12 protein-coding genes and 1 tRNA gene are annotated in these 14438 nt (G+C 69.2%); 3 read left to right on the top strand and 10 right to left on the bottom strand.

All coding sequences use genetic code 11. From position 1 onward, the window contains the following. Positions 1 to 901 precede the first annotated feature (901 nt). The 10 genes from polA to Ani05nite_RS00770 form a co-directional block, all read right to left on the bottom strand. Positions 902 to 3595: a DNA polymerase I gene (gene polA, locus Ani05nite_RS00815; protein ID WP_203762797.1), complete on the bottom strand. Its 2694-nt coding sequence runs from the start codon at positions 3593 to 3595 to the stop codon at positions 902 to 904. A gap of 54 nt (positions 3596 to 3649) precedes the next feature. Further along, positions 3650 to 4414 carry an amino acid ABC transporter ATP-binding protein gene (locus tag Ani05nite_RS00810; protein WP_275410485.1) on the bottom strand — a complete coding sequence of 255 codons (765 nt, stop codon included), beginning with the start codon at positions 4412 to 4414 and terminating at the stop codon, positions 3650 to 3652. Then, complete coding sequence (locus Ani05nite_RS00805) at positions 4411 to 5424, bottom strand: amino acid ABC transporter permease (RefSeq protein ID WP_203762794.1); 1014 nt, start codon at positions 5422 to 5424, stop codon at positions 4411 to 4413. The genes Ani05nite_RS00810 and Ani05nite_RS00805 overlap by 4 nt, the downstream gene beginning before the upstream one ends. An 8-nt stretch (positions 5425 to 5432) precedes the next feature. Next, positions 5433 to 6344, bottom strand: coding sequence for an ABC transporter substrate-binding protein (locus Ani05nite_RS00800; RefSeq protein ID WP_203762969.1), 912 nt, complete (start codon positions 6342 to 6344; stop codon positions 5433 to 5435). 32 nt (positions 6345 to 6376) lie between these two features. Continuing rightward, positions 6377 to 7087 (bottom strand): ABC transporter ATP-binding protein, encoded by a 711-nt coding sequence (locus Ani05nite_RS00795; RefSeq protein WP_203762791.1) that lies wholly within the window; start codon positions 7085 to 7087, stop codon positions 6377 to 6379. Beyond that, positions 7077 to 7844, bottom strand: coding sequence for an ABC transporter ATP-binding protein (locus Ani05nite_RS00790; RefSeq protein ID WP_203762963.1), 768 nt, complete (start codon positions 7842 to 7844; stop codon positions 7077 to 7079). Before Ani05nite_RS00790 ends, Ani05nite_RS00795 begins: the two co-directional genes overlap by 11 nt. Before the next feature lie 115 nt (positions 7845 to 7959). Continuing rightward, positions 7960 to 8988 (bottom strand): branched-chain amino acid ABC transporter permease, encoded by a 1029-nt coding sequence (locus tag Ani05nite_RS00785; RefSeq protein WP_203762966.1) that lies wholly within the window; start codon positions 8986 to 8988, stop codon positions 7960 to 7962. Positions 8989 to 9131: 143 nt separating this feature from the next. Beyond that, positions 9132 to 10082 carry a branched-chain amino acid ABC transporter permease gene (locus Ani05nite_RS00780; RefSeq protein ID WP_203762788.1) on the bottom strand — a complete coding sequence of 317 codons (951 nt, stop codon included), beginning with the start codon at positions 10080 to 10082 and terminating at the stop codon, positions 9132 to 9134. An 81-nt stretch (positions 10083 to 10163) separates the two neighbouring features. Further along, positions 10164 to 11327: a branched-chain amino acid ABC transporter substrate-binding protein gene (locus Ani05nite_RS00775; RefSeq protein ID WP_203762785.1), complete on the bottom strand. Its 1164-nt coding sequence runs from the start codon at positions 11325 to 11327 to the stop codon at positions 10164 to 10166. A 216-nt stretch (positions 11328 to 11543) separates the two neighbouring features. Beyond that, a complete protein-coding gene (locus tag Ani05nite_RS00770) occupies positions 11544 to 12161 on the bottom strand; it encodes an ANTAR domain-containing response regulator (protein ID WP_203762782.1) in 618 nt (205 codons plus the stop codon). Between the two features lie 130 nt (positions 12162 to 12291). On the opposite strand from Ani05nite_RS00770, the gene Ani05nite_RS00765 reads away from it, so the two are divergent. The 3 genes from Ani05nite_RS00765 to Ani05nite_RS00755 all read left to right on the top strand — a co-directional run bounded on the left by Ani05nite_RS00765 (position 12292) and on the right by Ani05nite_RS00755 (position 14393). Beyond that, positions 12292 to 12365 (top strand) — tRNA-Leu (locus Ani05nite_RS00765). A gap of 84 nt (positions 12366 to 12449) precedes the next feature. Next, entirely contained in the window at positions 12450 to 13148 is a 699-nt protein-coding gene (locus Ani05nite_RS00760; RefSeq protein ID WP_239129055.1) for a transcriptional regulator, read from the top strand. A 141-nt stretch (positions 13149 to 13289) separates the two neighbouring features. After that, a complete protein-coding gene (locus tag Ani05nite_RS00755) occupies positions 13290 to 14393 on the top strand; it encodes an HdeD family acid-resistance protein (RefSeq protein ID WP_203762777.1) in 1104 nt (367 codons plus the stop codon). Positions 14394 to 14438 lie beyond the last annotated feature (45 nt).

The raw sequence follows: 14438 nt of genomic DNA, 5'->3' as shown, positions 1-14438 counted from the left end.
AGACCGCCGTGTCCCAAGGACCGCCGTGTCCCAAGGACCGCCGTGTCCCAAGGACCGCCGTGTCCCAAGGACCGCCGTGTCGCAAGGACCGCCGTGCCGCAAGGACCGCGGTCACTTTGCGAGAGCGGGGACCCGCGCTATCCGGCGACAGCACCCCGCCACGGCCCAAGCGGCGTGACGGCGAGCGGTGGGTAGAGGCACCCCAGTAGACGATGGCGGAGGCAAACCCGGCGTGTCCACACAGGTCTCTCGGCCTACGAGCACGGCCGGAGAACGCGCCACCACAAGGGGTGGCGAACGGCAGCGACACGACGCCCCAGCAACGACCGCTTGCACAGACATGCCAATAGGTTTCCACAACAAACCTATTGGCGCTAGTGTCATCTTGAATCGATGCTGGGCCACCGCCCAAGTCGATCCTTTGAGGACAGAAGCTGAGTGCGAAGGACCGCGGGGTGGTGGACGAGGGCCGCGGTCGAGGATGCGACGGCCTGCGGGCGAGACAGATGCGCCCTTACCGAGGAAGTCCAGCAGAAGGGAAGCCGGCACGAGAGGCACAGACGACACCGGCACCAATGCGCGGAACAGAACGCACGGACGAAGTGCCCGGGCGGGCGGAGCTGTGGCCGCACGGAAAGACGCGGCTACGGGAGGCGAACACCGGCGGCGGGCGGCAGAACCAGATCGGGGCGCAGGCAGAGGGGCGGGTATCAGCAGGCCACCCAGCGCGGCCTCGCACGGCAGCACGACAGGGGCGACGGGCAGGAACCAGCGATAGACGTGTGGCCACCACAGCCCTGTGAGCAGCCCACAGGGGTCAACCGTGCGCGCCCGGCGCGGCCGAAGGATCAGCCATCGGCGCGCCGGGCGCGGGGACAGGGGGCAGCGGGGCGCGGACGCCCTAGTGGTCGGCCCCGTTCCAGTCGCGGCCGACGCCCACCGACACCTCCAGCGGCACCGACAGCGGGTAGGCCCCGCCCATCTCCTGGCGCACCAGGGCTTCGAGCTCGGCCCGCTCCCCCGGCGCCACGTCGAAGACGAGTTCGTCGTGGACCTGGAGCAGCATGCGGGACCGCAGGCCGGCCGCGCGCAGGGCCGCGTCGACCCGGAGCATCGCCACCTTGATGATGTCGGCCGCCGAGCCCTGGATGGGGGCGTTCAGGGCCATGCGTTCGGCCATTTCGCGGCGCTGGCGGTTGTCGCTGCTCAGGTCGGGCAGGTAGCGGCGGCGGCCCAGGATCGTGGCCGTGTAGCCGTCCTGCACCGCCCGGCGGACCACTGCCTGCAGGTAGTCGCGGACGCCGCCGAAGCGCTGGAAGTATTCCTCCATCAGCCCGCGGGCTTCCTCGGTGGAGATGGTGAGCTGGTTCGACAGGCCGAAGGCGCTCAGGCCGTACGCGAGGCCGTAGTTCATCGCCTTGATCTTGCGGCGCTGATCGGGCACGACCTCCTCGACCGGGACGTGGAAGACCGACGAGGCGGTGGCCGCGTGGAAGTCGGCGCCCGAGTTGAAGGCGGCGATCAGGGCCTCGTCGCCGGACAGGTGCGCCATGATGCGCATCTCGATCTGGCTGTAGTCGGCGGTCATCAGCTGCTCGAAGCCCTCGCCGACCACGAACGCGCGGCGGATGCGCCGGCCCTCCTCGGTGCGGATAGGAATGTTCTGCAGGTTCGGGTCCGTCGACGACAGGCGGCCGGTCGCCGCGACCGTCTGGTTGAACGTCGTGTGGATGCGGCCGTCGTCGGAGACCGACTTGAGCAGGCCGTCCACCGTCGACTTCAGCTTGGCCACGTCGCGGTGGCGCAGCAGGTGCTCCAGCACCGGGTCGCCGGTCTGCGCGAACAGGCTCTGCAGCGCGTCCGCGTCGGTGGTGTAGCCGGACTTGATCTTCTTGGTCTTGGGCAGGCCCCGCTCGGTGAACAGGATCTCCTGCAACTGCTTGGGCGAGCCGAGGTTGAACTCGCGGCCGACCACCTCGTGGGCCGCCTGCTGGGCCGCCTTCACCTCGGCGGCGAAGTGCGCCTCCAGCTCCGACAGGTATTCGGTGTCGGCGGCGATGCCGACGTGCTCCATCTCGCCCAGCACGATGGCCAGCGGCTGCTCCACCTCGGCCAGCAGGCGCTGCGAGGCCCCGTCGTCGCGGGACAGCTCCTCGGTGATGGTGTCGGCCAGGTCGAGGGTGGCGCGGGCGCGCAGCATCACGTTCTGCTCGGCCGTGCCCTCGTCCTCGCCCAGGCCCTCCAGCGTGAGCTGGCCGGTCTGCGGGGCGTCGACGCGCAGCTCGCGCTTGAGGTAGCGCAGCGCCAGGTCGGTCAGGTCGTACGCGCGCTGGTCGGGCTTGGCCAGGTAGGCCGCCAGGGCGGTGTCGACGCGGACGCCGGCGAGCGCCCAGCCGTGCGCGCGGAAGGCCAGCATGGCCGGCTTGGCCTCGTGGATGATCTTCGGTCGCTCGGGGTCGGCCAGCCACTCGGCGACCGCGCGCTCGTCGGCCTCCTCCAGCGCGGCCGGGTCGAACCAGGCCGCCGGGCCGTCGCCGGTGGCCACCGCGATGCCGGTCAGCTCGCCGGTGCCGCGGCCGAAGCGGCCGGTGACGGCGACCCCGACCGGGGCCTGCCGGGCGTGCTCGGCCAGCCAGCCGGCCACCTGGCCGACGCCCAGCACCGAGCCGGCCAGGTCGAAGCCGGACTCGGCCTCGGGCTCGACGGCCTCGAGGTACGCATACAGCCGCTCGCGCAGCACCCGGAACTCGAGCGCGTCGAAGACCTGGTGCACCGCCTCGCGGTCCCAGCCCGGCCACTTGACGTCCTCCGGGCGCAACGGCAGCTCGAGGTCGCAGACCAGGGCGTTGAGGTCGTAGTTGCGCATGACGTCGGCCAGGTGGGCACGCAGGCTCTCGCCGGCCTTGCCCTTGATCTCGTCGACGTGCGCGATGATGCCGTCCAGGCCGCCGTACTGCAGGATCCACTTGGCCGCGGTCTTGTCGCCGACGCCGGGCACCCCGGTCAGGTTGTCGCTGGACTCGCCGACCAGGGCGGCCTTGTCGCGGTAGAGGTGCGGGGGGACGCCGTACTTGGTCTCGATGGCCTCGGGGGTCATCCGCCAGACCTCGGAGACGCCGCGGACCGGGTAGAGGATCGTGGTGTGCTCGCCGGCCAGCTGGAACGCGTCGCGGTCGCCGGTGGAGATGACCACCTCCATGCCGGCCGCGCGGGCCTGGGTCGACAGCGTGGCGATCACGTCGTCGGCCTCGTAGCCGGGCTTCTCCACCACCGGGATGCGCAGCGCCTCGAGGACCTCCTTGACCAGGCTGACCTGGCCCAGGAAGGGCGTCGGGGTCTCGGACCGGCCGGCCTTGTACTCCGCGTACTTCTCGGTGCGGAACGACACCCGGGAGACGTCGAAGGCGACCACGATGTGCGTGGGCTTCTCGTCCCGCAGCATGTTGATCAGCATCGAGGTGAAGCCGAACACGGCGTTGGTCGGCTGGCCCGTCTGCGTCGAGAAATTCTCCACCGGCAGCGCGAAGTAGGCGCGATAGGCCAGCGAGTGCCCGTCGAGCAGCAGCAAGCGGGGGGTCTGGGCGTCGTCACTCACGTCGCTGAACTCTAGTCTCGCCGTACGACAAGAACCGGGACCGCCCCGCCTGCTTTACAGCACCTTGCTCAGGAATGCCTGGGTTCGTTCTTGCTGCGGATTGCCGATGACCTCGCGCGGGGGTCCCTGCTCGACCACGACGCCGCCGTCCATGAAGATCAGCGAGTCGCCGACCTCGCGGGCGAAGCCGATCTCGTGGGTCACCACGACCATGGTCATGCCGTCGCGGGCCAGGTCCTTCATCACGTCCAGCACCTCGCCGACCAGCTCGGGGTCGAGCGCGCTGGTGGGCTCGTCGAAGAGCATCAGCTTGGGCCGCATGGCCAGCGCCCGGGCGATCGCCACCCGCTGCTGCTGGCCGCCGGAGAGCTGGCTGGGGTACCCGTCGATCTTGTCGGCCAGGCCGACCCGGTCGAGCAGCGCGGCCGCCCGGTCGCGGACCTCGTTCTTGTTCTCCCGCTTGACCCGGCAGGGCGCCTCCATGACGTTCTGCAGCACCGTCATGTGCGGGAAGAGGTTGAACCGCTGGAACACCATGCCGATGGCCCGGCGCTGCGCGGCGACCTCCTTCTCCTTGAGCTCGTGCAGCTTGCCGCCGCGTTCGCGGTAGCCGATCAGGTCGCCGTCGACGAAGATCCGGCCGGCGTTGATCTTCTCGAGGTGGTTGATGCAGCGCAGGAAGGTCGACTTGCCGGAGCCGGACGGCCCCAGCACGCAGCACACCTCGCCCGGCCTGACCACCAGGTCGATGCCCTTGAGGACCTCCAGCGAGCCGAAGGACTTGTGCACGTTCTCCGCGCGCACCATCTCGTCCGTCATATCCCCGCTCCTCCCGGACCCGGCGTGGGCGCCGCGCCGCCCTGCTCGGCCGCCAGCCCGCTCAGCCGCATCCGGGCCTTGCCGGCCGTGCCGTAGCCGCGGCTGAAATAGCGCTCCACGAAGAACTGCACGACCATCAGCACGCTGCAGATGATCAGATACCAGAGACACGCCGCGATCAGCACCGGCAGCACGACGAACGTGCGCGAGCTGATCGCCTGCAGCTGGAAGAACAGCTCGAAGGTCACCGGTACGAAGGCCACCAGCGACGTGTCCTTGACCATCGCGATGGTCTCGTTGCCGGTGGGCGGGACGATCACCCGCATCGCCTGCGGCAGCACGATGCGGCGCAGCACCTGGCCGCGGGACAGGCCGAGCGCGGACGCCGCCTCGGACTGGCCCTCGTCCACGGACTGGATGCCGGCCCGGACGATCTCGGCCATGTAGGCCGCCTCGGACAACCCGAGCGCCAGCACCCCGGCCAGGAAGCCGGAGAGCAGGTCGGTGGCCTTGATGCTGTAGAACTGCGCGTTCAGGTCGTGGATGCCGAACAGGTTGCCGATCTGCTGGTCGAACGGCAGGCCGAAACCGATCCGCTCCCACAGGATGCCCAGGTTGCCGAAGAGGATCGCCAGCACCAGCCGGGGCAGGGCGCGGAAGACCCAGGTGTAGACGAACGCGACGCTGGACAGGATCGGGTTGGTCGACAGCCGCATGATCGCCACCACGATGCCGAGCCCGACACCGATGAGCATCGCCAGCACCGTCAGCAGCAGCGTGCCGCGCAGGCCCTCCAGCACCGGCCCGGTGAACATGGCGCCGCGCTTGCCCTCGCCCATGCTGACGAAGATGAAGCGCCAGTTGAACCGGTCGTTGGTGAGGACCAGGTGGAGGAACATGGCGACGAGCACGGTCAGGACCGCGATCGCCACCCAGCGCCCGGGGTGCCGGACGGGCACGGCCTTGATGGCCTCGGGCCGGGCCCGTCCGGTCTCTGTCTCCGTCGTCATCGCGCGGGTCAGGAAACCTGCGGGTTGACGGCCGGGTCGGTGACGGCGCCGGCCTCGACGCCCCACTTGCTGAGGATCGTCTTGTACGTGCCGTCAGCGATGAGGGCCTCGAGCGCGCCCTCGAGGGCCGCGCCGAAGTCGGCCTGCGCCTTCGGCAGGACGTAGCCGTAGGGCGCCGAGTCGTAGATGTCGCCGGCCAGGGCCAGCTGGCCGTTGGTCTGCTTCACCGCGTACGCGCAGACCGGCGAGTCCGCCAGCATCGCGTCGTCCTTGCCCGAGACGACCGCGTTGGTGGCGTCGCTCTGGGCCTGGTACTGGTCGATCGTGATCTTCGGCTTGCCGGCGTCGGTGCACTTCTTCGACCGCGCGGTGATGTCGTCGACCTGCACGGTGCCGACCTGCACGGCGACCTTCTTGCCGCACGCGTCGTCCGGGTTGATCGTGGCGCCGGCCTTGGCCGCCCACTGCGTGCCCGCGGAGAAGTAGGACACCATGGTGGCCTCCTTCAACCGGTCGGCGTTGACCGTGAACGACGAGACGCCGACGTTGTACTTGCCCGAGGTCACGCCCGGGATGATCGCGTCGAACTTGGCCGACTGCCACTCGGTGGTCAGGCCCAGCTTCTGCGCGACCGCGTTGAACAGGTCGACGTCGAAGCCGATGATCGTCTTGCCGTCGGCGTCCAGGTACTCGCTCGGCGCGTACGTGGAGTCCGTACCGATGGTGAGCTTGCCGGCCGCCTTGATCTCGGCCGGCACCTTCTCGGCCAGCGACGTGTCGGCGGAAGCCGACGGCACGGTGGCGCCGGACCCGGTGCCCGGGGTGTCGGACTCCTCGCCGCAGGCGGTCAGGGAGATGGTCATCGCGAACGCGGCGGTCAGGCCCACGATCGCGCGCCGCATGGGGGTGGTGCGGAACATCGTCGTCAACTCCTCAATGGTGTTCGAGTTTCTCAGGCCACGCCGAGGTAGGCGTCCTTGACCGAGGGGTCGGTCAGCAGTTCGGCGCCGGTACCGGACTTGACGATCTCGCCGGTCTCCAGCACGTACGCCCGGTGGGCCCGCGACAGCGCCTGCTGGGCGTTCTGCTCCACCAGCAGCACCGTCGTGCCCTGCTGGTTGATCTCGACGACGATGTCGAAGATCTGCTGGATCAGCATCGGCGCCAGCCCCATCGACGGCTCGTCGAGCAGCAGCAGCTTCGGCCGGCTCATCAGCGCCCGGCCGACCGCGAGCATCTGCTGCTCGCCACCGGACATGGTGCCACCGACCTGCTTCTCGCGCTCCTTGAGCCGCGGGAACAGGGTGAACACCCGGTCCAGATCCTCGTTGATCTCGGCCCGGTTGCGCCGCGTGTACGCGCCCATCTCCAGGTTCTCGCGCACCGACATGCCCGGGAAGATGCCCCGGCCCTCGGGCGACTGCGAGACGCCCCGCACCACCCGCAGGTCGGCGCGCAGCTTGGTGATGTCCTCGCCGTTGAAGGTGATCGTGCCCTGGGCCACCGGGCGCAGCCCGGAGATCGCCCGCATGGTCGTCGACTTGCCGGCGCCGTTCGCGCCGATCAGGGCGACGATCTCGCCCTGGCCGACCGACAGGCTGATGCCGTGCAGGGCCTGGATGCGCCCGTACATCAGCGTGACGTCCTTGAGCTCAAGCAGCATCGGTCGGCACCCCCAGGTAAGCGGCGATCACGGCCGGGTTGTCGCGCACCTCGGCGGGCGTGCCCTCGGCGATCTTCTTGCCGAACTCCAGCACCACGATCCGGTCGGTCACACCCATGACCAGGCGCATGTCGTGCTCGATGAGCAGCACCGTCACCCCGCTGTCACGGATCTTGCGGATCAGCGCGAGCAGGTCGGCCTTCTCGGCCGGGTTGAACCCGGCCGCCGGCTCGTCCAGGCACAGCAGCGTCGGGTTCGTCGCCAGGGCCCGGGCGATCTCCAGGCGCCGCTGCTCGCCGTACGACAGGTTGCGCGCGACGTCGCCGGCGCGGTGCTCGATCCCGACGAAACGGAGCAGCTGGTACGACCGGTCGCGGCCGGTCCGCTCCTCGCGGTGGTGCCGGGGCAGCCGGAACAACGCGGCGATGACGCTGGTCTTGTGGTGGGCGTCCGCGCCCACCATCACGTTCTCCAGCGCGGTCATCTCCGGGAACAGCCGCACGTTCTGGAACGTGCGGGCGATCCCGCCGCGGGTGATCTCGTGCTTCTTCTTGCCGACGATCGACTGGCCCTGGAACCGGATCCCGCCGCTGGTCGGGCGGTACACCCCGGTCATGGCGTTGAAGCAGGTGGTCTTGCCGGCGCCGTTCGGGCCGATCAGACCGAAGATCTCACCCTTGCGCAGGCTGAAGCTGACCTCGTTGAGCGCCACCACGCCGCCGAAGCGCAGCGTGACGTTGTCGACCTCGAGCAGCACGTCCTCGCCCGGCGCGGCCGGAGCTGTCGCCCCCGTGCCCGTGCCCTCGGGCGCGGGCCGATCGAACGGACGCGCGTTGGCCGCGTCGGCCTCGGCCGGCGTCTCGATATGCGGCTCACTCAATGGGAGCCACCTCCTTCTCGCGGTCCTTGAGCTCCATCGCGCGGCGCCGGCTCGGGATCAGCCCCTGCGGGCGGAAGATCATGATCACGATGATCACCGCGCCGAAGATGGCGAACCGGAAGCCGAACAGGTCGGTGTGCCAGATCGGGTCCTGGATGCCGCGCAGCCGGTCCGGGATGTACGAGATCAGCGCGCCGCCCAGGATCGCCCCGGCGATGTTGCCCGAGCCACCCATGACCACGCCGGCGAGCACCAGGATCGAGAACTGCAGCACGAAGGTCTGCGAGTTCATGAAGCCCTGCTGGCCGGCGAACATCACGCCGCCCAGGCCGCCGATGAACGCGCCGATGGCGAACGCCCACAGCTTGTACTTGATCGTCCGCACGCCCATGATCTCGGCGGCTTCCTGGTCCTCGCGGATGGCCAGCCAGGACCGGCCCACCCGGCTGTTGTCCAGGTTGCGCACGCCCAGGATGACCAGAATGATCACCGCGAGACCCAGCCAGTAGTACGGCACCGCATCGGCCACGCCGAAGATCGGCTTACCGTCGGCGAACTCGCCCGGCGGGTGCGGGATGTCCGAGAAGCCCCGGTCGCCCCGCAGCGTCTCGGTACTCGTCGCCACGATCCGGATGATCTCCGCGAAGCCCAGCGTCACGATGGCCAGATAGTCACCGCGCAGCCGCAACGTGGGGTAGCCGAGCACCAGGCCGGAGAGCATCGCCACCGCCAGGCCGATCGGCACCGCGGCCGTCCAGCCCCACTCGGTCCGCAGCACACTGTCCGGCGAGGACAGCAAGGCGACCGTGTAGGCGCCGACGGCGAAGAAGCCGACGTAACCCAGGTCGAGAAGGCCCGCGAAGCCGACCACCACGTTCAGGCCCAGCGCCAGCAGCACGTAGTAGGACATGTTGAACAGCGCGCTCGGCCAGTCGATGCCCTGGGTGACGATCTGCGGGCCGATCAGCGGGATCTCGCCCACGTACGGCAGCAGGAACGCCAGCACCGCGAACAGCACCATCAGCCCGGCGCGGACCCACGGGTTCTGCCGGCCGAACCAGCCGCGTACGCCGCCGCTGTCCTGCCGCCTGTTCTTCTTCTCCCGCGCGGAGACCGCACCGGGAACCGGCGTCTGCGGCGCGGGGGAACTCGTCGCCTCGGTTGTCATGCCCGTGCCCTCCCGAGAGACTCGCCCAGCAGGCCCGTCGGACGGACCAGCAGGATCAACACCAGCAGCACGAACGACGCGGCGTGCAGCCACTCGGTGCCGAACAGCGAGGCCGCGTAGTTCTGCAGCAGACCCAGCAGCAGGCCGCCGAGCAGCGCGCCACGCAGGTTGCCGATACCGCCGAGCACCGCCGCGGTGAACGCCTCGATGCCCAGCAGGAAGCCGGCGTCGAACCGCGTGACGCCGATCTTCAGGTCGTACATGACCGCCGCGATGCCGGCCATCAGGCCGCCCAGCAGGAAGACGAGAGAGATCACGCGGCCCTTGTTCACGCCCATCAGAGCGGCGCTGTCCGGATTCTGGGCCACCGCGCGGATACCCCGACCCAGCCGCGAGCGGTTGATGAAGCGATCCAGCAGGAACATCGACATGAGCGCCAGCACGATGATCAGAATCTGCAGATTCGTCACATGCATGTTGCCGATGACGAAGACGTCCCGCGGTTGGATCAGCGGCGGTACACCCTTGATGTTGCGCTGGGTCATGACGCCGACGGTCTCGGAGATGAACAGGGAGGCGCCGATCGCGGTGATGAGGAACGCCAGCGGCGGCGCGTTGCGCTTCCGCAGCGGCCGGTAGGCCACCAGTTCCACACCCAGAGCCGTGATGCCGGAGATGACGATCGCCGCCACCAGCCCCAGCAACAGCAGGCCGATGACGCTCAAGGTCGAGGGGGTAGCCGAGTTCTGGTCGAGTCCGAAGAAGCCCCAGACGATGAGGCAGGCGTAGGAACCGAGCAGGAAGACCTCGGAGTGCGCGAAGTTGATCAGGCGAAGGACGCCGTAGACCAGGGTGTAGCCCAGGGCGAAGAGCGCGATGATCGCGCCCTGGGCCAGGCCCGTGATCGTGAGCGGCCCGAAGTCCTGAATCAGACCGGAGAAGTTCACAAGGGGCTCCTGAAACGAGAAGGTCGGTGCGGCCGGAGATCATCCGGCCGCACCGGCCCTACGACAAGGTACTCAGTCTTTTCAGGCGGTCGGAACCTCTTGGTCCGCGATCGTGTTGCCCGTTGCGTCGAACTTGAACGTCCAGACCTTGATGTAGTTCGGGTCCAGCTCGCCCTTGTCGGTGAACTTGTACGTGTTGGCGATGCCCTTGTACTCCACCGTCGACAGGTAGGTGTTGAGCTTCTCCGGCGTCGTGTTCCCGGCGTCGATGCCCTGCAGGAACATGTTGGCCGCGTCGAACGCCACGTCGCTGTAGGTACCGGCGTCGACGTTCCACTTCGCCTTGTAGTCGGTGACGAACGTGCCGCCCGCCTTCTCCGGCGGGGAGCACGGGCAGGTGGTGATGGTGCCGACGGCCGCGGCGTTACCGGCGGCCTTGGCCAGACCGGGGTCCTTCATGCCGTCGCCACCGACCAGCGTGCCCTTCCAGCCGGCCGTGGTGAGCGCCTTACGGATGAGGCCGGCGTTCTGGTAGTAGCCGCCGTAGAACAGCACCGTGGCCTGCGAGGAGACGACCTTCTGCACCAGGGCGGAGAAGTCGGTCTGCTTGCCGTCGGCCTCGGTCTTGTCCTTGGCGACCACCGCGGAGCCGAGGGTCTTCTCGACGACCTCGGACAGACCCGCGCCGTACGCGGACTGGTCGTTCGCCACGAAGACCTTCTCGGCCTTCATGACGTTCTTGATGTAGTTGCCCGCGGCGGGGCCCTGCGCGTCGTCGTTGGCGACCGCGCGGTGGAACGTCTTCCAGCCGTTCGCCGACAGGGAAACCCGCGTCGCCGACGGGGTCACCGTCGGGATGCCGGCGGCCTCGAAGATCGGGTCGGCGGCCTCGGACTCACCCGAGAACGGCGGGCCGACGATGCCCAGGATCTTCTTGTCGGCGACCAGGTTACGGGCCACACCGGGCGCGACACCCGGCTCACCCTGCGAGTCGAACTTCGCCACCTCGATACAGGTGGACCCCTTCTTCTCGTTGTACTGGTTGATAGCCAGCTCGAAGCCCTGCTCGATGTTCACACCGAGGTTCGCCGAAGACCCCGTCAGGGCACCAAAGAACGCGAGCTTGTAGCCGCAGTTGCCACTGGCCGTGTCATCACTGCCGCTGTCGCTGTTGCAAGCAGCAGCACCGGCGATGAGGCCGATAACGGCCAACCCGCCGATGGCACGTGCGAGAACCTGCCTCAAGGTTGGAACCCTCCTCCATACCGAACCCACCGAGCCACGGCCGGTCGATTGGCACTTGCGTGCCGCAGGACACAACTGCGCCCGTCATGGGGCGGGACGCTATCCCACGATCCGGCACCGAAGTAAGTGTTCACACGGGCATTCACCGAACCGTTACGTCCGGTGATCCCCCACGGGGGAAGGTGTAACAAACAGGCAGTTCCCGGAGGTCACCGGTCAGGAGACGGGCGTACCCGGCGACTCCTCACCCTCGGCGAGAATCCTGTCCGCGACCTCACGCATCGTCATCCGGTGATCCATCGCGGTGCGCTGGATCCACTTGAACGCCTGCGGCTCGGTCATCGCGTACTTGGTCATCAGCTCGCCCTTGGCCCGCTCCACCGACTTGCGCGTCTCCAGCCGGTCGGTCAGTCCCGCCACCTCGGACTCCAGGGCGGCGATCTCGGAATACCGGGAGAGCGCGATCTCGATCGCCGGCACCAGGTCCGACTTCTGGAACGGCTTCACCAGGTACGCCATCGCGCCGGCCGCGCGGGCCCGCTCGACCAGCTCGCGCTGGCTGAACGCGGTCAGGATGACGACCGGCGCGATGCGCCCGCCGGCGATCCGCTCCGCGGCCGCCAGGCCGTCCATGATCGGCATCTTGATGTCGAGGATGACCAGGTCCGGCGTGAGGTCCTCGGCCAGCCGTACGGCGGTCTCACCGTCACCGGCCTCACCGACGACGTCGTAGCCTTCCTCCACGAGCATCTCGGCCAGGTCCAGCCGGATGAGCGCCTCGTCCTCGGCGATCAGAACCCGCCTGCGCTCGGCACTCGCCTGCGTGTCGGCCACGAACCCCTACCCCCAACGCTCCCGATGTCGCGACACCCGGGTATCTGGGTGCCACCACCCTCAGCGTAGTGGGTAGGCTGTCCCCGGCTCAGCTTGGCGTGACGAAGATCGTCGAGAACCGGGCCCGTTCGTCCCCGTAGACCAATCGGCAGAGTCGATGGACTCAAAATCCATTCAGTGTGGGTTCGAATCCCACCGGGGACACAAAGTGTCACACCCCAGGTCGATGATGTGCCGGTGCATCCACGACACCTGCGGGCACGGGCAATCTCCCTGAAATCCGCCGGCGTGCCGTTCACCGAGATCTACCGGACGCTGGGATTGTCCCGTAACACGGTGGCCTGCTGGCTGTACCGGTCGCGATCCAAGATCGATTCTTCGCCCGACCGGCGCTGCCCGTTCTGTGCCCGCCCGGCGCGACCGGTCGACCACCCGGCGGACTACGCCTATCTGCTCGGCATGTACCTCGGCGACGGCCACCTGTTGACGACGGGCCGGGTGCCGCTGCTGAGGGTGGCGTGCGACCTGCGCTATCCGCGGGTGATCGCGGAGGTGGGCGATGCGATGCGGGCGTGCGGGGCGCGGGTGGTCGGGCATCAGCGCCGCGAGGGCCGCGACGACGTGCGGTCCTCGTGGATGCACTGGCCCTGTCTGCTGCCGCAGCACGGGCCGGGAAAGAAACATGAACGCGCGATTCGGCTCGTGCCGTGGCAGCAGCGGATAGTGGACGCCCACCCCGGCCGGTTCCTGCGCGGCCTGTTTCATTCCGACGGCTGCCGGACGACCAACAGAATTGTCCGCGCCGGCCGCGAGTACGTTTATCCGCGCTACCAGTTCGTCAATGAATCCTCCGACATCATGCGGCTCTGCCAGGAATCCCTCAATGAGCTGGGCGTGCGCTGGCGGATGGGCCGGCGCACCATGCTCTCGGTCGCCCGCCGCGACGATGTCGCCGAACTCGACCGACATGTGGGAGCCAAGTGCTGACGGCGGTGGTCCCGCCTGCCCGTACCCCCTCGGCGGGAACGCCGAACCGGGCGCCGCACCGCCCGGCCGAATTCCGGAAAAGGCCGGTTTGCCGGTCTCCCTGGTGTTGTCATGGCAGTACCAGCACTGCCAGGAGGCTCCATGTTGTGGTCCGGCTCGTCGCCCTTGACCGTCGTCCGCGACGGGATGTGGGGGTTCCTTCTGTTCGCGGGTGTGGCGTGGCTGGCGATCGCCTGGAGCGTGTTGCGGCTGGAACCGGCCGACCTGGCGACCGTGGCCGGGCCGGTGATCCTGTTCGCGGCCGTGACCGAGGCGCTGCGGGCGCTGGCCGGCACGCGGACGTGGTGGCTGAACGCGGGCATGGCCGTGCTGTTCGCCGCCACCGGCGTCATCCTGCTGCGGGACCACGGCAGCTCCTGGATCACCCCGGCCACGATGATCGGCTGGTATCTCATGGTGCGGGGTGCGGCCGACATCGCGATCGGCGTGCTGTCGCGGGAGTCGGACCGGGTGTGGGGTCTGCTGCTGGTCGTCGGGGTGGCGGAGACCGCGCTCGGGTTCTACTCGGCCAGTTCGTACGTGCGGACGCCGGAGCTGATGGTCGTGGTGCTCGGCGGGGCGGCGCTCATCCGGGGGGTCGCCGATCTGGTCGCGGCGTTGCGGCTGCGGGAGGCTTCGTCGGCCGCGCGGGCGGGCCGGCTGCTGGAGTTGAGCTCGGAACGCGCCGTCGGGGTGGCCGGGTATTCGGCCGGGTTGACCGATTTCGAGGCCGGGTCGCGGCGGCCGTCGGGCCCGCGGCACCGGGCGGCGCCGCGGACGTCGGCGGGGGCGATGGCGGATCTGTCGGCGCCGGGTCCGACTCCGGTACGGGCGCAGGCGCAGCTGCCGCCGGGGCAGAGTGAGCCGGCCGGCAGCTTCCACGACGAGGTGCTGCGGACCACCGCCGACCTCGACGCGATGCTGGCGCTGGCCGGGGTGACCGGGGCGGCCGTGCCGGGTGCGGCGGCGCAGGCCGCGGCGGACGAGCAGGTCGAGGTGCCGGACACCGCCGAGGGTGCGGAGTTGCCGGCGGCCGAGGAGGCGGCTGCGGCGGCCGCGACCGCGCAGCAGCACCAGCAGCAGCGGGCGCGGGCGCCGGAGGATGCGGCGCTGCCGTTGCTGGATCCGGCGGCGCGGGCGTCCGAGCAGGCGGCGCCGGGGATGGACGACACGTCGATCATCACGCGCAGCCGGCTGGTGGACTGAACGTTTCCCCTGCCCCGCCGGTGGCGGGACCCGCCCAACGGCCAG

This window comes from Actinoplanes nipponensis, assembly GCF_016862275.1.
GTDB classification, from domain to species: domain Bacteria; phylum Actinomycetota; class Actinomycetes; order Mycobacteriales; family Micromonosporaceae; genus Actinoplanes; species Actinoplanes nipponensis.
The sequence above is the reverse complement of the archived record's forward strand: the minus strand, read 5'-3'. Positions and strand labels throughout refer to the sequence as shown.

Excerpts from the sequence above, each read along its gene's own strand:
- Ani05nite_RS00785 (WP_203762966.1), bottom strand. The coding sequence starts at position 8,988 with ATGGTGCTGTTCGCGGTGCTGGCGTTCCTGCTGCCGTACGTGGGCGAG.
- Ani05nite_RS00805 (WP_203762794.1), bottom strand. The coding sequence starts at position 5,424 with ATGACGACGGAGACAGAGACCGGACGGGCCCGGCCCGAGGCCATCAAG.
- Ani05nite_RS00795 (WP_203762791.1), bottom strand. The coding sequence starts at position 7,087 with ATGCTGCTTGAGCTCAAGGACGTCACGCTGATGTACGGGCGCATCCAG.
- Ani05nite_RS00755 (WP_203762777.1), top strand. The coding sequence starts at position 13,290 with ATGTTGTGGTCCGGCTCGTCGCCCTTGACCGTCGTCCGCGACGGGATG.
- Ani05nite_RS00800 (WP_203762969.1), bottom strand. The coding sequence starts at position 6,344 with ATGTTCCGCACCACCCCCATGCGGCGCGCGATCGTGGGCCTGACCGCC.
- Ani05nite_RS00810 (WP_275410485.1), bottom strand. The coding sequence starts at position 4,414 with ATGACGGACGAGATGGTGCGCGCGGAGAACGTGCACAAGTCCTTCGGC.